This window comes from Lunatimonas sp., assembly GCF_020832325.1.
Lineage (GTDB): Bacteria > Bacteroidota > Bacteroidia > Cytophagales > Cyclobacteriaceae > Lunatimonas.
The window spans coordinates 20,193-36,286 of sequence record NZ_JAFIEU010000011.1; the positions used below are offsets into that span (position 1 = coordinate 20,193).

Annotated in this window: 12 protein-coding genes; 2 read left to right on the top strand and 10 right to left on the bottom strand. The window is 47.9% G+C overall.

What is annotated here, in order from left to right:
* Positions 1-5: 5 nt before the first annotated feature.
* The 8 genes from JJU34_RS03325 to JJU34_RS03360 all read right to left on the bottom strand — a co-directional run bounded on the left by JJU34_RS03325 (position 6) and on the right by JJU34_RS03360 (position 7,821).
* Complete coding sequence (locus JJU34_RS03325) at positions 6-920, bottom strand: DUF4097 family beta strand repeat-containing protein (protein ID WP_228690909.1); 915 nt, start codon at positions 918-920, stop codon at positions 6-8.
* Positions 921-989: 69 nt separating this feature from the next.
* Positions 990-2,015: a PorT family protein gene (locus JJU34_RS03330; RefSeq protein WP_228690910.1), complete on the bottom strand. Its 1,026-nt coding sequence runs from the start codon at positions 2,013-2,015 to the stop codon at positions 990-992.
* Positions 2,016-2,102: 87 nt separating this feature from the next.
* Positions 2,103-2,864: a hypothetical protein gene (locus JJU34_RS03335; RefSeq protein WP_228690911.1), complete on the bottom strand. Its 762-nt coding sequence runs from the start codon at positions 2,862-2,864 to the stop codon at positions 2,103-2,105.
* Entirely contained in the window at positions 2,836-3,399 is a 564-nt protein-coding gene (locus JJU34_RS03340) for an RNA polymerase sigma factor (protein ID WP_228690912.1), read from the bottom strand. The genes JJU34_RS03335 and JJU34_RS03340 overlap by 29 nt, the downstream gene beginning before the upstream one ends.
* A 99-nt stretch (positions 3,400-3,498) precedes the next feature.
* Entirely contained in the window at positions 3,499-3,966 is a 468-nt protein-coding gene (locus tag JJU34_RS03345; RefSeq protein ID WP_228690913.1) for a carboxypeptidase regulatory-like domain-containing protein, read from the bottom strand.
* A gap of 21 nt (positions 3,967-3,987) precedes the next feature.
* The gene (locus tag JJU34_RS03350) at positions 3,988-5,388 is read right to left on the bottom strand and encodes an MBL fold metallo-hydrolase (protein WP_228690914.1); all 1,401 of its coding nucleotides are present in this window, start codon (positions 5,386-5,388) and stop codon (positions 3,988-3,990) included.
* Positions 5,389-5,541: 153 nt separating this feature from the next.
* Positions 5,542-7,437, bottom strand: coding sequence for a PspC domain-containing protein (locus tag JJU34_RS03355; protein WP_228690915.1), 1,896 nt, complete (start codon positions 7,435-7,437; stop codon positions 5,542-5,544).
* Positions 7,438-7,464: 27 nt separating this feature from the next.
* Positions 7,465-7,821, bottom strand: coding sequence for a PadR family transcriptional regulator (locus JJU34_RS03360; RefSeq protein ID WP_228690916.1), 357 nt, complete (start codon positions 7,819-7,821; stop codon positions 7,465-7,467).
* Positions 7,822-8,247: 426 nt separating this feature from the next.
* Between JJU34_RS03360 and JJU34_RS03365 the strand changes: the two genes are divergently transcribed.
* Together JJU34_RS03365 and JJU34_RS03370 are read left to right on the top strand one after the other, a co-directional pair.
* Positions 8,248-9,372, top strand: a complete 1,125-nt coding sequence (locus tag JJU34_RS03365; RefSeq protein WP_228690917.1) for a PorV/PorQ family protein — start codon at positions 8,248-8,250, stop codon at positions 9,370-9,372.
* The gene (locus JJU34_RS03370) at positions 9,369-14,399 is read left to right on the top strand and encodes a C25 family cysteine peptidase (protein WP_228690918.1); all 5,031 of its coding nucleotides are present in this window, start codon (positions 9,369-9,371) and stop codon (positions 14,397-14,399) included. The genes JJU34_RS03365 and JJU34_RS03370 overlap by 4 nt, the downstream gene beginning before the upstream one ends.
* A gap of 122 nt (positions 14,400-14,521) precedes the next feature.
* Here the strand turns inward: JJU34_RS03370 and JJU34_RS03375 are convergent, their stop codons facing one another.
* Together JJU34_RS03375 and JJU34_RS03380 are read right to left on the bottom strand one after the other, a co-directional pair.
* Positions 14,522-15,442 carry a Nif3-like dinuclear metal center hexameric protein gene (locus JJU34_RS03375; RefSeq protein ID WP_228690919.1) on the bottom strand — a complete coding sequence of 307 codons (921 nt, stop codon included), beginning with the start codon at positions 15,440-15,442 and terminating at the stop codon, positions 14,522-14,524.
* 71 nt (positions 15,443-15,513) lie between these two features.
* Positions 15,514-16,041, bottom strand: a complete 528-nt coding sequence (locus JJU34_RS03380; protein WP_228690920.1) for a DinB family protein — start codon at positions 16,039-16,041, stop codon at positions 15,514-15,516.
* Positions 16,042-16,094: the final 53 nt, after the last annotated feature.

Below are 16,094 nucleotides of genomic sequence, written 5' to 3' on the forward strand. Positions count from 1 at the left end.
AGGACTTAATGGTTGATTCGAAGGGAACCTGAGCGCATAGCTCCCCGAATGGTGGTGGCTGATCCGTTATCTATCTGCAGGGATTTTGCGTTTGACACATTGCCAACTCGCAGCGAACCACTACTTGCACTGAGGTCAAAATTGAAGGCCTGCAAATCCGACACCGTCCCGACTTCAATATTTCCGGAGGAGCCTTGAAATTGTGTCTCCGATCCTAGACCTACCTTGCTGATCTTTACATTACCGGAAGATACTGTTACATTGCCCAGTTCACCGACCTGATCCAACCGGACATTGCCCGAAGAAATTTTCACGTGCACCAAGCCGGTAAGTGCCTTGCCTTTCAAGGATCCACTATTCGCACTGAGGCTGACATCCCCGGACACATCCGAGAGATCTGCCTCTCCAGACGTCAGGGTACAGGTCACGCCACCGTTTACTTGTTGTACCTCAATTTTGCCTGAATTCGCTTTTACAATTAGGCCACCCGAAATCTGCTGCGCTCGAATTATGCCGGAATTTACGGATAATTTAGTCTCTGCTGAGCGAACATTCCTGATAGACAGCAAGCCGGAGGAGTTTTTACCGTTAATGCGGATATCTTCCGGGCCTTCGATGTGAATAAAACGCTTCTCTTGAGAAGGATTCGGTTTTGCAGGGCTTTTATAAGAGATTTTAAGCGTGTTGCCCAAGGTTACCATAAAGAAATTCCGCGCACCGTCTTCGGCTTTGCCAAACAAAGCACTCAGACTAACATCCTCTTTACCTGGCACACCGGTGTACACAAGGTCCACTCCCCCGATATCCATCTCCATAACTTCAATCCCAGTAAAGGTTTTTTCGATCAATTCCTGCCCGAAAACCGGCACACCCAAGGCAAAAATCGCCCCCATAACAAACATTACAACTATCTTATTCATGTGTCTATAACTGTTTTTTAGCGGTCACCTACCTTGCTTATCTTTTGGACAAATACTTGTAACCTGAAGTTAAAACGTGATACCAAATGCCATAGGTCTAACCTCTGGACCCAGGCCTGGGTGAAACAATTGGCTAAAATCGTAGGTAGTAAAAAATGTTACACTACGAAAACCTACTTCACCGCGAATTCCCGCCCGGAAATTGTTCAGGTACGGCCCTGCTCCTTCTTTTATCTTTCTTCGGCCAGAGCCCTCCAGTTCCCGATAGACAAACTTACTCCTTCCGCCAAGCCGATAACCGGCATAGGGACCAATACCTACCCGAAGGCCCTCCCTACCCTTATCATACTTCTTGCCAAAATCGTATTTCAGCAGTGTCATGGCCGTTAGGTAAGACGCAGAGATTTTATTCTTAAATCCGTTCACATCGGGCCTCGGTAGAAAATCCACGCCAAATTCTGTAGCTCGCGGCTGAAATTGGGTATTGTTGAACTTAAAATTGTACCAGTGTACCCCAAGTCCAAAATCCAAATAAGCTCCTTGAGCGATTTTCTGACTAGCCATCCAATTTAGATTCACATTCCAGCTTCCCCAGCCCTTTACAGAATAAGGCGCTGAGGGCGATGGAATCGATCCTTCCTCAAAATACGTATTGATACCTAGGTCCGTGGTGAAATAGGTCCGAAATGCAGGATCTTTGCGAACTTTGGGATCAGACTCAAACTTCACCTTGGTTTTTGAACCCGATTCATCTACAATCAGCCGGTAACGCCCTACCGTCACCTCCGTTTCACCGGGTCCTTCATACACCCTGACAATTTCCTTTTTGCCGTCTCGGTACTTAATTTCTACCACCGTCTGATCACCCTCGGTCTCGGGCGGCGTGAGCTCCAACTCCCGGATGATCTGATTCACATCCATCTGTTGTAGCCGCTCAAAGTCTTTTGGGTTATCGATGACAAACACCAGCTTACCAGACCGGCCAAACTGAACAATGATACTATCACTCATCACTTTGTCCGTAGCCTCTCCCTGGAAAGCGAACAACTGCTGGTACAATACCATCAAAATAATCGCGATTAGATACTTTTTCATCTGTTTATAATTGTTTTTAATCGATTCTATTGTGTCCCTTACCAATGGTCAGGATGTCGGCCTTTGGAGGACTCGATTTCATGGAATTCATTTATCAGGTTTTTCTTTTCGATCCCTTTTTTGCGAAATCACCGATGCGAAAAAGTTATTTTTCACGTCTTGGAAGTCCGAAAAACCTTTATCCACCTTGGCCATAAGCCCGCCAAGTTTATCAAGCCCACCTTCTATCCCCTCGATGAGGTCCGGCTTATCCGTTACAAACGCGTGGCCATTGGAGACAATCCTAACTGTTATTTCGTTATTTTCCATTACTATCTCACTACGCTGATCCATCACCGACCCAAATTGCTCGGGCCATTCGGCTTGTACCTCGGCCAAAAGATCTATGGTTTGTGCAAGCTCAAAGGGTTCCACCAACTCAATACTTGAGACATCGGAACGGACATTCGTTTCTTTAGGCAATTCCGCTACCTGATTGGTAGCTTTCGGAACCCGTTGATTCACTGACGGTGCTTTGCTGGCGGCCAAGGAATTCTCAACCTCCCGCGGCCCCTGTTCAAAGTCCATCGTGATATCCGGTAATTCAAATAGCTGCTCGGTAAGGTGCGTGACCAGTGGTGGCTGAGACCCACCTTCTGATTGCAGTAATTCCCTAGCCACAAAAACAGACCCTAACACCAATGCGAGAGATGCCACGTATCGCAACCACACCAAACGCTTTGGCTTAGATTCCATCTTGGATGCCAAACGCTCCCAGGCCTCCACACTGGGCTTCACCTCGTAATTTGATAATTTCTGTCTAAACAGACTGTCCAATTGCTTATCGTCCATGACTTTTCTCCTTTTCATACGCTGCCTTGAGGCGATCGCGCAATGTAGCCCTCGCCCTACTCAATTGTGACTTTGAAGTACTCTCCGATATACCCAGTAGTTCCTGGATTTCCTTGTGCGAATATCCCTCTATTGCATACAAGTTGAAAACCATTCGATAGCCAAGTGGCAATTCATCGATCAACCTCAACAAATCCTCGCTCTCCAGATTTTCCGTTGATTCGATATATCCTCCGTTTTCGCCTTCATCTAGCGGCACCTCCAACTGAAGTGCCCGGTTGTTCCGGATATGCAACAGGGACTGGGTAACCATTATCTTCCGCATCCACCCCTCAAAGCTACCGGTCGCACGGTATTGAGGAAGGTGTTCAAAGATCTTCATGAATCCTTCGATCATAATATCCTCCGCCGACCCGGAATCTTTCACATACCGCCGGCACACTGCCAGAAATTTCCCGGAATATAACTCGTATAGCGTGCGTTGGGCTTTGCGATCTCCCCCAAGGCATTTTTTAATCAAGTCTGCTTCCGAGTAAATCTTTCTGACAAACATTACAGTGACGATTCTAACCCTATAGATACAGGTTCAGCCAAATAGGTTGCATGCATCCAAGCTTTTTTTTAGGAAATATACTGGAAAAAGCGTAACAGCTTAATATACAGCTCGATAATTGATTACTATTTCCAAAAAACTCCACTCTCCCACGTTTACTTCAACTGGATTGATATGGTTTTGCTGATCAAAAATATTGGCAAAATAGCCTTCTTCCTCTACCGTAAACACAGAATACCTCCCGGCTGGCAATTCGATGTGAAAGGATCCGTCGGATTCCGTCTCGACTTCCGCCACCTGCTCGGTTTGGATTGAACCAATCAAAAAATCCCCCAGACTTACCTGATCCAATGTGGTAAGGGCATGAATCCTTAGGATCCTTTTTGCGCCCCGTTTTGCCTGTGCCTCCCCGGGCGCCGCCGAACCATCCTCTGATACCTGTGGCATCAGGTTCCCCTCCACCCAGAACACCTGCCCACGCAAACCCTGAGTAATAGGCTTGATTGGCTTGCAGCTAGCTACCACCAGCAGCAATACCACCCCTAACCAAATCTGTGGCATTTTCATGTCTCCTGGGCGTTTAGTGTTTTATATACCGGAAAAAAGCTCAAACGACTCCATATACGTCGGAATGATGGGATTCCACTGACGCTGACTTCGTAGTAAATCTGCCAGTGCTTGTGTGGATTCTGCTTCTCCGTGTACCAAAAAGGTTACCTTCGGCTTGTGAATAAATCCCTCGCTCCACTCCAGCAGCTCCTTTTGGTCTGCATGTGCGGACAATCCCTCAATAAAATGTACCGAAGCCTTCACCGGAACATCCACACCGTATATCCTACAGGTCTTTTCCCCATCTAGCAGCTTCCTACCTCGCGTACCCTCTGGCTGGTACCCCACAAAAATCACGCTGTCATCTTCGTTCGGAAGACGGTTGTACAGGTGATGCAGTATCCTACCACCAGTGGCCATTCCGCTGGCTGAAATGATAATGGCATCACCTCGTAAATGATTTAATGTCATGGACGAATCCTGTGTTTTGTAGTAATGCAGGTTCTTGTGCAGAAATGGATTCGCATCTGATTCATCCAAAAAAGGACCCAAATGGTGGTAGTGCCCAAAATTCTTATACAATTGTGTCACATCAATGGCCATGGGGCTGTCCACGTAGATAGGGATATCCGGAATGGTTCCTAATTTTTGCATGCGGTGCAGCAGGTAGAGAATCATCTGTGTGCGCCCAACCGCAAAGGAAGGAATGACAGACACGCCCCCTTTCATATACGTCTCCTTGATAATTTTCGCCAACTGACCGCTCACTTTGGCATTTTCATTCACTCGATTCCCGTAGGTAGACTCCATAAACAGGACATCTCCAAACGGAATATCCGCTGGTGGATTCAGGATGGGATCGTGATAACGCCCCAGATCACCTGAAAAAACGATTTTCTTTTCTTGGTTTTCTCCTTTAATCTTAAGCTTAAGAATGGCCGCCCCCAGGATATGGCCGGCGTTGTATGCAGTTACCCGGAGCGATTCATGAAGGGAATATTCCTCCTCAAAACGGAGCGGTTGAAGCAATGGAAACACCCGCTCGGCGTCCTTCATACTGAAAAGCGGCTCAGGCTTTTCGTGTTTGGAATACCCCTTCTTTTGGGCATATGCAGCCTCTTCTTCCTGCAACTTGCCTGCATCCAGCAACAGGATCTTCACCAATTCCAAGGTGGGCTCCGTACAATAAATCGGACCGGAAAATCCTTCCTTTACCAACTTGGGCAAGTAACCGGAATGATCTATATGCGCATGGGTCAGAAGTACCATGTCAATACCAGCAGGATCCACAGGAAAAGGCTCCCAGTTTCGCAACCGGTAATCTTTCATCCCTTGAAACAACCCACAATCTACAAGCACCTTCAGAAATCCAATTTCCAACAAAAATCTTGAACCGGTCACGGTACCGGCACCTCCCAAAAACTTCACCCTTACGTTCATTTCTTTACCTTTTTATTGTAGGCTCCTGTCTAATCCCGGAAAAGGGAGGAGCTCTCACGATACGATTGACACCTATCGGAGGGCTGCTCTTACCCTAGCCGATGGCAGCTTTTCCAGTCACTTACATCAAATATACGGGTTATAGTTCAGAGCCTAAGGTTGCATGAAGTATTTATCCCGAAATTTAGCACGACTCAGGCTATCGGATTCAGACTGCCTCTGATCATTGGCACAGGTCAGGCAGAGCAAACCATCCTCGTTAAACACCCAATAATTCCTTCCATTAATATCCCTGTTTTTATAGCCATTTACACTAACGGTGTTGCGAAGAATAGGTATTAGTGTCCTGTCCATCACAAACGGATAATCATAGGGAATTAACAAGGTCTGCCGCAAGAATTGTCCCCGATATTTAGATAGGTCAGGAAATCCCAGTTGATTCCCGAAGGTCAAAACGCTATCTTCCAGCACGTATTCGTAGGTGACTTCCTCGGCATTTTCCATTGCTTCGATCTCCGTTCGCCCCTTGGACGTAAAGATTTGCTCCAGCAGTGCCGCATTTCCAGGATGGCCTTTCAGGGTCAAAGCAACACTCCCAACCCCACTGTCGGAAGTTGTGCGCCCAGTTGACTTGATAACCAAGGTCTCGTCAGGAAGTGGCACGCGGTGATCGAATTCCACACTAGCCTGTTCCTTGAACTGACTGATCAGCCTTGGAAACTGAAAGGCGCTGAAAAGGATGCTCAATACCCATACCCCAAATATCACCAAGCCAAACTTCGCATCAATCAGACTTCGCTTGACCAGTACACTAATCCCCAACAGCGTGATAACCAAACCAGGAACAATTACCACCACCGCGGTGGAAATCGCCAACCAAAGCGGAAAAACTTCAACAATGGCCTCTATAGGAACCCCGTCAAATACATATCCCCAGTCGTTGTCTGTCAGCACCTCGGTATAAATCCCCAAAAAAACCAGTGGAGTAACGGTAATCAACATACCTAAAAAGAAGATCAACAGTCCAAAAATCACCCGAACGAAGTCTAATAGAAATCTCCCAAAGGGTCCCAAAGCACGGCCCAGTCCATTTAATACATGGCCAATAATCCGAAATGGCAGGAGTATTACACGCTTTAGCGCGGACTCCTCCTTTTGCTCCTCCGGCTTGATGTTTTGCTGAATAGTGTTTTCAATATTAGATAGCGTTATAGCGCCCCCTTTCATTTCGATCCGCTCTGTGATGGACTTTGCCATAGGGGTTATGATCCAAAGAATCAGATAAAGTACTACTCCAGCTCCGCCCGCAAAGACCATGGCGACAAACGCCAACCGAATCCAGATCACGTCAATATTAAAATAAGCTGCCAAGCCACTACCCACACCTCCCAATACCCTATCATCGGGGTTTCGATAAAGCTTTTTTATGTTCTTATCCTCAGGTTTCTCGTAGGAAACAGGCAGGATCGCCCAAAGCAGCCCATATGCGACCACCGTCCACCAGCCCAAGGAAATGTGAAAATTGAAAGGATCGCCAAATAGCCCAAAAGGAAGCTTTCCAAACCGCACTCCTCCGCTAAACAGCAACAAAATGGCTACCAAACGGGTCCAGAGAGGGTCAATAGAGAAATAATGGGCAAAGCCCGCGCATACCCCACCTAGGATTTTACTGTTATGGAAACGCGTCAACTTTTTGTAGGCCTTGTTGGCCTGCTGATCGTTTGGCGTGATGTATTTGTAAAAATCGTTGTCTCCATCGGTCTGTTCTTCTGGGGCGTTTTCCTCCACCGCCTCAAAATCCGCAATCGTGCCCATCTTTTCGATCAAATTGCTTACGTCATCCGCAGTAATGACCTGCTTGTTGTTTTTTAGATTGCTAAGAAAAATCTCCGCAATTCGGCTTTCAATGTCGGTGATTATCTCGTGATTATCCTCGTAGTGTGAGAAATGCTCGTTAATGGCATCTAAATATTTCTTCAAGGTGGTGTACCCATCTTCCTCTATGTGAAACAGGATACCGCTTATATTTATACTAATAGTCTTCTTCATCGGAGTGAAAATTTTTTAATCCTAGGTTTACTTATCAGAGGTTTGGCTTTTGGAGGCATGAATGGCCAAAATAGAATTTACCGAAACATGCAGCTTTTCCCAGGTATCGGCCAGCGCTGCTAAAAAGCCCTCGCCGGCATCGGTAATAATATAGTACTTTCGCGGTGGCCCTGCGTCCGACTCGACCCACCGGTAGGTGACTAAACCGGCATTCTTGAGCCTGTTTAGCAGGGGGTATAAAGTCCCCTCCACAATGATAAGGTTTGCACCCTTTAGTTCCTCCATCAAGTCACTGGCATATACCTCGCCTCTTGAAATGATATGCAGGATGCAGCATTCCAATATTCCTTTCCTCATTTGGACCTGAGTGTTTGACACGTTCATAATTTCATCTTTTAATAGTTGCTTTCGGCGGCCATTTTCATGCGTATGAAATAGCAGGTCTAACTTGGCAATTAGACCAAATTCGGCCACCCACGCTCCATTATTCTATGAAAAACAGTACCAACTTTGCACGGAGTACTGTGTATTGCCGAATACATAAACATTACCCATTACCTGTCAATCCAAAAATACGCTTCCAAGGCCTATTTAGCACGGTTTTTTACCAGAGTTCCTCCAAAAAAAATATTTTTCGAACCATGTAGATACCCCGCTCAGAGTACCAGTGAGGACTTTTGTTGTATTGGCAATGAACACAATTATGTCCGAAATCGATCACTAGTTCAAATAATTGAAATTATTTCCCATAGAATATATATCAAAACCTAAATTCCTCTTATTTTGCATCTTGGGAAGTGAATTAATCAGATGATTATCAGGGGGTATTTTTGTGTATTGATTTTTGCCACATTAGTTTTTCAAACATATGGTCAGGGTATTGCCCCAAAATATTCCAATGAGTTTCTCAATATTGGCGTAGGCGCCCGTGCACTGGGCATGGGAGGTGCTCAAGCCGCGATCGTCCGCGACGTGACAGCAGCATATTGGAATCCGGCGGGTCTCATTGGCGTCCAACACGAGCAGGAATTTTCACTAATGCATGCAGAGTATTTTGCAGGCATTGCAAAGTATGACTACGCAGCATTTACCACCAACATACAGGAAGACAATCAAATCGCTCTATCCATCGTACGCTTTGGCGTGGACGACATACCAGACACACGTTTTCTATACGATGCCAATGGTGCATTGAATTACAATAATATCCAGTTTTTCAACGCAGCGGACTATGCGCTTATCCTTTCGTACGCAAGGGATATCAGCGACCGGTTTAAGCTGGGCGTAAACACTAAACTGATCCACCGAAACGTGGGCAAGTTTGCCAACGCCTGGGGTTTCGGCCTCGACGTAGGTGGGATCTACCTGCACAATTCTTGGCGCTTTGGCTTGATGCTACGGGATATCACTACTACCTTTAATGCGTGGTTTCACAATGCCGATTTAGTACGGGATATCTACAATCAGACCAACAACGAAATACCGGTCAACAGCATCGAACTGACGCTACCCCGAGCCATCTGGAGCGTTGGCAAGCACTTGGAAATCAATGACCTTTTGGACATGGTGGCGGTACTCGACCTGGACATGACCTTCGATGGAAGGAGGAATGCGATTTTGGCCACCGACCTGCTCAGTGTAGACCCGAAGTTGGGATTGGAGTTGAACTACAAGAAAACCGCATCCCTTCGACTGGGTGCAGGCAATATGCAGCGAGTGCGGGATTTTGACCAATCCACCTATACTTCCCTTCAACCAAGCTTTGGACTGGGTTTTTTGGTAAACAGCAAGGTGCAAGTGGACTATGCGCTAACCGACATTGGAAGTATTTCCGAAACACCCTTTTCACACGTTTTCAGCGTAAAAGTAAGCTTGAACCCACTGAAATCGAATTTTAGGCTAAATAAAGGTTGGGATACCGTCGTAGACAGATGAAGACGCTACCGTTCATAGTACTTTTATCCTTGTGGATCACGGGAGTCCATGGCCAAAACAATCAATGGATCAACTACGGCCTAGATTATTACAAGATTCCTACAGCCTCCAACGGCATCTACCGGCTGAGCTACACCACCCTGTCGGCTTCTGGAATAAATGTGAACACCCTGGACCCACGGGATATCCGGGTATACCACCGGGGACAGGAGGTGGCCATAGAGCTCGATGGTCAGGAGGATGGCCGATTCGATCCAAACGACTACATCCAGTTTTTCGGTCGAAAGAGCGACGGAACGCTGGACCGTCAGCTTTATACCAACCCAGATGACCTGCCAAACCCCTATTTCAATACCCACAACGACACCACCGCTTTCTTTCTGACTGTTACACCGGGAGTTAGGGGCAAAAGAATGCAAACCCGTAGCGTACCTGGAAACCAAATACCGCTGACATCCACCTACCTACGCGAAGATATCCTTGACTTTTCAGAAAATTACTTTCTGGGGAAAACCTACTTCCCCGGCGTACGGCTTTCCAAATACGACGAGGGCCAAGGTTGGACCAGCTCAAACATCGCTAGAGGAAACAACCGGGTGGTCAATTTAAACAACTTGGGAGCATTGGATCCTACCAATACGCCCTCGCTGGAAATAAGCCTGTTGGGACGATCCGAAACGATGCATCGCACCTCGGTGCAAGTAGGACCGTCCCTTGCGGCCCTGAGGCCCTTGGGTACTTACGAGTATGAAAATTTCGAAATCCTTCGGCGCACGGAACCCTTACAATTATCTGATTTTGGCTCAGAAGGCAATTTGGTAGTGCGCATAGCCTCCATGGGTGTAGACGGGCAGATAGATAACATTTCCATCAACTTCCTCAAAGTAACTGCGGGTGTCTCCATACCGTCCGGGGATTTTATGCAGCGACGCCTACATTTTAACCCCGTCGCTTCTCGAATTTCCATACCCGGAATTTCGAGAAATTACCTCGCCTACGAAGTATCGGACGTTTACAATGTGGTTCGGCATGAAGTCCGAAGAAGCGGTAACCTGTTGGAAACCGCAGCTGGCGTAGTCGGAAAACGAAACGCCCTGCACATCCAACAAACAGAAACCATCATCGAACCGAATGTGTTGGAACGCGTGCGGTTTCGAAACCTGCTGGGCCAATCGGCAGACTACCTGATCATTTCGCACGAGCGCCTCACCCGACCGGCCAGTTCATATGGAAATCCGGTGGAAGCCTACGCCGCCCACCGGGCAGGACCTGCAGGCGGCGGGTTTGACACCCTTACGGTAAATGTAGATCAATTGTACAATCAGTTTTCCTATGGCGAAAAGTCCCCATTGGCAATCCGCGAGTTTCTGAAAGCATATTTCCCCCTGCACCAACCCGAACACCTGCTATTAATTGGACGGGCATTTGGCATCTATAACACCCAACGGTCCGGCGGCGTAAACTACTTTTACAGGAACAATCCGGCCATCTTTTCCATTCAGGATCTGGTGCCTGTATTCGGATATCCCTATTCCGACAATCAATACGCATTGGGATTGGAACCTGGTTCGCCCCTGCGTCAGGATATCGCTGTAGGCCGCCTTCCTGCCAGAGTACCCGAAGATGTAGCCAATTACCTGGATAAGATCAAAGAAAAAGATGCTTTGGGTGTACAAGAACCCTGGCAAAAAAATTTGGTGCATCTAAGCGGGGGTCGGTCAGCGTTTGAACTGGACCGGTTCTTCAATTTCCTTTCCGGATTTAGAGCAGTAGCGGAAGATATTTACCTTGGAGGAAGTGTATTCACCTTTCGAAAACGCTCCAATGCGACCGTTGAACTCATCAACATTTCAGATCAAATCAACGAAGGTGTTTCCTTGGTGACTTTCTTCGGCCATGCTGCCCCCTCAAGTACCGATATTGACATTGGCTTTGCAGGGATTGATGAGATGGGTTACCGCAACAAAGGGAAATATCCCGTGCTGCTACTGAACGGGTGCGATGCAGGAAATGCCTTTGGCGCAGCCTATACCTTTGGCGAAGATTGGATCAATACACCGGATCGGGGAGCATCAAATTTTCTGGCGCATTCGGACATTGGCATTGACGTGTACCTGAGAAGGTATAGCGAATCCTTTTATGCCAAAGCCTTTGCCGACTCCTCCCTGATACACCAAAGCGTGGGAAAAGTCAAAATTGAATCAGACAAGCTCCTCTATGATCGATACGGCACCTCCGAAGTAAACCAGAGCCACGCCAACCAAATGATTATGCTGGGAGACCCTGCGGCCAGAATATTTCCCGCCAGTAAGGCGGATTACGCCCTGAATGCAGAAGAAGTCTGGCTAGACGGATTTAATGGGGACCCGTTAAGCTCCCTATTAGACTCCGTACAGCTTTCCATTGTGGTACGGAACCTGGGCATTGTAAACCTTGACTCCATCGAAATCAACGTGTCACGCCAACTGCCGGACGGAAGCTCAGTAATATACGATACACGTCATTTTGAGCCGATCTTCCGTAAGGACACGGTGTTTTTGAGCATAAGCAACACCGGAATCAATGCCTTTGGAGACAATTTGTTCACCATAGAAGTAAACAGAAGACGCCATATTCCGGAACTTACCTACGCCAACAACACGATCATGGTCAGTAAATACATCCCCATGAGTGGAACACTGAATTTATTCCCTATCGACTATGCGATCGTAAACAGCAGAAACTTGGAAATCATCGCCCAGATTCCGGGAAAATCGGTCGAAGAACGGAATATAGTGGTGCAACTGGATACCGCTGCAGACTTTTCCAGCGCATGGCGTCGGGAAACCCGCATCACCACTGCCGCCCTAGCTCGCTGGCAGGTAGACCTGTTCCAACAAATCCCTCCGAGAGACTCGCTGACCTACTACTGGCGTACCCGATTCTTAGAACCTAAACCCGGAGAAAATGCATCCTGGACGGCTGCCAGCTTTTCGTTCATCCGAAACGGACCCGAGGGCTGGACCCAGCGGGAACTCCCCCAATTTGAAGGTGCCCAACTGCAAAACATCGAAATTGATAAACTGAAGCGGGCCTGGAAATTTGAAGACAAACAACTGGCTGTCGACCTCTTTACCTTTGGTCCGGAAACGGAGGGCATGGACCCTACCAATATCCAATTGGTCATCAATGGGGTCTCCTATATATTAGACCAAGCCGGCAGGGTGTGTTTCCCCGGATCACTGGGGCTTTTGGCATTCCAGGACAAAACGTTGGAACCCTATCTTCCTGTCCCACTCACCACGGCGGAGATTCTTGACCCCAAAGCTTGTGGTAGATCTCCGCAGATTATCCAAAATATCCGAAACCAATGGATCACTGGAGCCGGACAGACGATGCTCCTTGATTATATCAACACCTTGGCGCAGGACGATTACGTGATCATTTTCTCCATCGGAAATGTCACTTTCTCAGATTGGTCGGAGGAGGTGATCATGAAGATGAAAGAAATCGGAGCCAATGAAGCGACTATTCGAAACCTCCGGACGGGGGATCCCTATATTCTCTTTGGCAGGAAGGGTATGAGACCCGGCGATGCCATTGAATTGGTGCCCAATGACGAGCGAGAGGAGCCCGCAAATGCACAGACCCTAAGTTTTGACACGGTGCTGAAGGGTTACTCGCCTTTTGCCACCATCATCTCACCCCTAATCGGGCCATCCTCCCATTGGGTGTCTTTCTTTAACAACGTATTGGAACGGGATTATTTCAACTCCACACTTTCTAAATTTGATTTGGTAGGCATCACCCCCGAGGGTGGCGAAATTACGCTATATCCAAACCTCCAAACCAGTCAGCTTGACCTAAATGGCATAGACCCTGCGGAATATCCTTACCTACGGCTTAAATTTGCGATGGAAGATCCGGATGCTGAACTTCCGGAGCACCTCGATAAGTGGCAGGTGAACTATACGGGGGTGCCGGAGGGCGTGCTGATACTAAAAACCCGCCAAGATCAAATCAACCTGTTCGAGGGGCAAGAGTCTGAAGTTTCGTTTGAGTTTGTAAACATATCCAAATTTGACTTCCCGGACTCACTTACCGTGGAATACACCTTTAACAACCTGGATCAACGGCGCATCGAACGGTTTAGCATGAAAATTCCCGCAGTGAAGGGCGGGCAAAGCCATACCTTTTCACTTCCTTTTGATTCTCGAGGAAAAGCCGGCAAAAACTCCGTTAACGTGTCTGTCAACCCGAGAATATTCATGGAGCAACGCTTCCGAAACAACCTCATGGACCTACCGGAGTATTTCTTGGTAGCCGGCGATGATCTCAACCCCATCCTGGATGTACATTTTGACGGGGTCTATATCATGGACGGAGACATCGTATCTCCCACTGTCGTGATTTCAACCTTGGTAAAAGATGAGAACCGCTTTTCGTTGAAAAAAGATACGGTTGGACTGGAACTTATGCTGCGAAGACCCTGTGAGGGCTGTGAATTTCAGCGCATCAGTTTTAGTAACCCCCAAGTTCGGTGGTTCGAAGCCACGGAAAACAGCGACTTCAAAATCGAATTTCAACCTGGTCCTTTGGAAGACGGCATTTACACCCTGCGGGTCAACGCCAGCGACGTGGCCGGCAATATGGCTGGAGAGCAACCCTACGAAGTATCCTTCGAAGTGATCAACGAAAGCCAGATCACCAATTTCTACCCCTACCCCAATCCGTTTAGCAGTAGTGTACGCTTTGTCTTTACCGTCACGGGCGCTGAGGTTCCGGATGAAATAAAAATTCAAATCATGACCGTAACCGGAAAAATCGTTCGCGAAATTTTCCAAGATGAACTCGGGCCCATCCGTATTGGCAATAACCTTTCGGAATTTGCCTGGGATGGCAAAGACGAATTTGGTGACCAACTGGCAAACGGGGTGTATATCTATCGGGTTTTGGTGCGAAAAAACGGGCAGTTTATGGAACACCGGGCCACTGCCGGTGACAAAGCCTTCAAGCGAGGCTATGGTAAAATGTACCTACTCCGCTAACTGACTCTCAGACAGCTTAAGGGTCCAACTACTGACAGGCTCCTGAACCCCTATCAGTGGATGGTTCCATCTGCCTGAAAGGACATCAAGCACTCACGCATAGATTTATCTATGGTGCATTTTCAATGAAACATAAACGGATCCCCTGAAGGCACGTGTGCCACCGGAATACCGGCGATTCGCTCGCCGATCCACTGAGCGGCATAGGCCATGCCTGCGTCTTCACTTACTTCGTGTCCCAGCACCACCAAGGAAGTATTGGCACCCAATGCCCTCCCATCTCTTACCCGCTCTACAGTCTCCCATTCGCGGGTTTCACCGCTGAGTATAAGATCGGGTTGATACTGCCGTATAGCAGCGATTTGCATCTTGCTATCCATAAATCCAAATGCCAAGTAAATAGATTGACAAGGCTGCTCCAGGTCGCCGATTACCCGCACTTGTTGGGCACGCATTCCTTTCTTGACATGCGCCACCAACGTTCCTAGAGGAATGGATTTCGGAAATTTAATCAGCCTAGGCCTATCTGGATTGTAGTACCTGTCCCAACCAAGCCGTATCAGATTGCCCAAGATGATTCCATCGGGTCTTGCCCGGTGCCAATAGTCGTGAAACCTCCATATGGCAATCTTGTACTCCTTCAGTAGGCGTACTTTCTCTTGGTAGACTGGATCGTCTTGAAGCCAATCTGTCGCATCTTGGTGATTGTAAAAGGGGGTTTCGTGTGCAATGATCAGATTCGCGCCGGCACTTGCTGTGGCGCGGATCACCTCGATGGTAGGGAACATGGTAGTCACAATCCCCGTGACCGGCTGATCACCGGAACCGGCAACCAGAACATCAACGGTCTTTGCAAAGGGAGCGTCGGGAATGTATCTAAGTATGTTGTCAATGACCTCTTGCACGGTACCTACCGGAGTTGCCAGCTGAAGAGGCATGGCCGCAGATAAGGGGGCGATCAATAATGCACCCACACCCTTTCCTGTTGAAGAAATAAATTCCCTTCGCCCGAGGATCTCTCTCGAGCCAATTCGCTTATTCATCGATTTAGGTTTAATAGGTTTGGTGGATTGAAAATCCAAAAAAATCCCCTAATTCCCAAACCTACCGGCAATTAGTTTATGGATTGTACCCATTTGACGGTCACGAGCAACTGCCCCACATGGCGCTGCAAGTGCTCCGCAGTGTGGACAAACAGCCCAATTTGAGTAGTAGGGATGCGCTGCCGGCCCAGGAACCTGGCGTCCGTTAGTTGGTTTTCATCTACCTGGCGAAGCACGTCCACCGCCGCCCCAACTTGCCACTCCAAATGGCGTATGTGGTCTGTTACCGTTTCGAAGCCCATACGGGTAGTCCCCTCCAGTTTTAGATAGGCGAGCTGTTCTTCCCGGAGGGGCTGTCCATTGGCATAGGTAAACAGGCGATCCACCACTCCGGCCATGTGCTGCATATGAAACCCCACGGAGGCCATACCGGCCGGTCGTTCCCAAAGCAGGCGGTCATCCACGTCCTGCAGGTACTTGTTAGCTTCCTCCACGGTCTGCAACAGAGCGTGGGCCACGGGTTGTAACAGGGGAGGTACCCCTTCTACAGGGCCGCGTTGCCATACTTCTAGATTTGGAGAGGTGGGTTTATTTTGCATGGTTAAATGGGTTTATCAGTTCCCGTAATGATCGCAATATACAATACAACTGC

Bases quoted from the DNA above. Each gene is read 5' to 3' on its own strand.
- JJU34_RS03325 (WP_228690909.1), bottom strand. From the start codon at position 920: ATGAATAAGATAGTTGTAATGTTTGTTATGGGGGCGATTTTTGCCTTG.
- JJU34_RS03330 (WP_228690910.1), bottom strand. From the start codon at position 2,015: ATGAAAAAGTATCTAATCGCGATTATTTTGATGGTATTGTACCAGCAG.
- JJU34_RS03335 (WP_228690911.1), bottom strand. From the start codon at position 2,864: ATGAAAAGGAGAAAAGTCATGGACGATAAGCAATTGGACAGTCTGTTT.
- JJU34_RS03340 (WP_228690912.1), bottom strand. From the start codon at position 3,399: ATGTTTGTCAGAAAGATTTACTCGGAAGCAGACTTGATTAAAAAATGC.
- JJU34_RS03345 (WP_228690913.1), bottom strand. From the start codon at position 3,966: ATGAAAATGCCACAGATTTGGTTAGGGGTGGTATTGCTGCTGGTGGTA.
- JJU34_RS03350 (WP_228690914.1), bottom strand. From the start codon at position 5,388: ATGAACGTAAGGGTGAAGTTTTTGGGAGGTGCCGGTACCGTGACCGGT.
- JJU34_RS03355 (WP_228690915.1), bottom strand. From the start codon at position 7,437: ATGAAGAAGACTATTAGTATAAATATAAGCGGTATCCTGTTTCACATA.
- JJU34_RS03360 (WP_228690916.1), bottom strand. From the start codon at position 7,821: ATGAACGTGTCAAACACTCAGGTCCAAATGAGGAAAGGAATATTGGAA.
- JJU34_RS03365 (WP_228690917.1), top strand. From the start codon at position 8,248: ATGATTATCAGGGGGTATTTTTGTGTATTGATTTTTGCCACATTAGTT.
- JJU34_RS03370 (WP_228690918.1), top strand. From the start codon at position 9,369: ATGAAGACGCTACCGTTCATAGTACTTTTATCCTTGTGGATCACGGGA.
- JJU34_RS03375 (WP_228690919.1), bottom strand. From the start codon at position 15,442: ATGAATAAGCGAATTGGCTCGAGAGAGATCCTCGGGCGAAGGGAATTT.
- JJU34_RS03380 (WP_228690920.1), bottom strand. From the start codon at position 16,041: ATGCAAAATAAACCCACCTCTCCAAATCTAGAAGTATGGCAACGCGGC.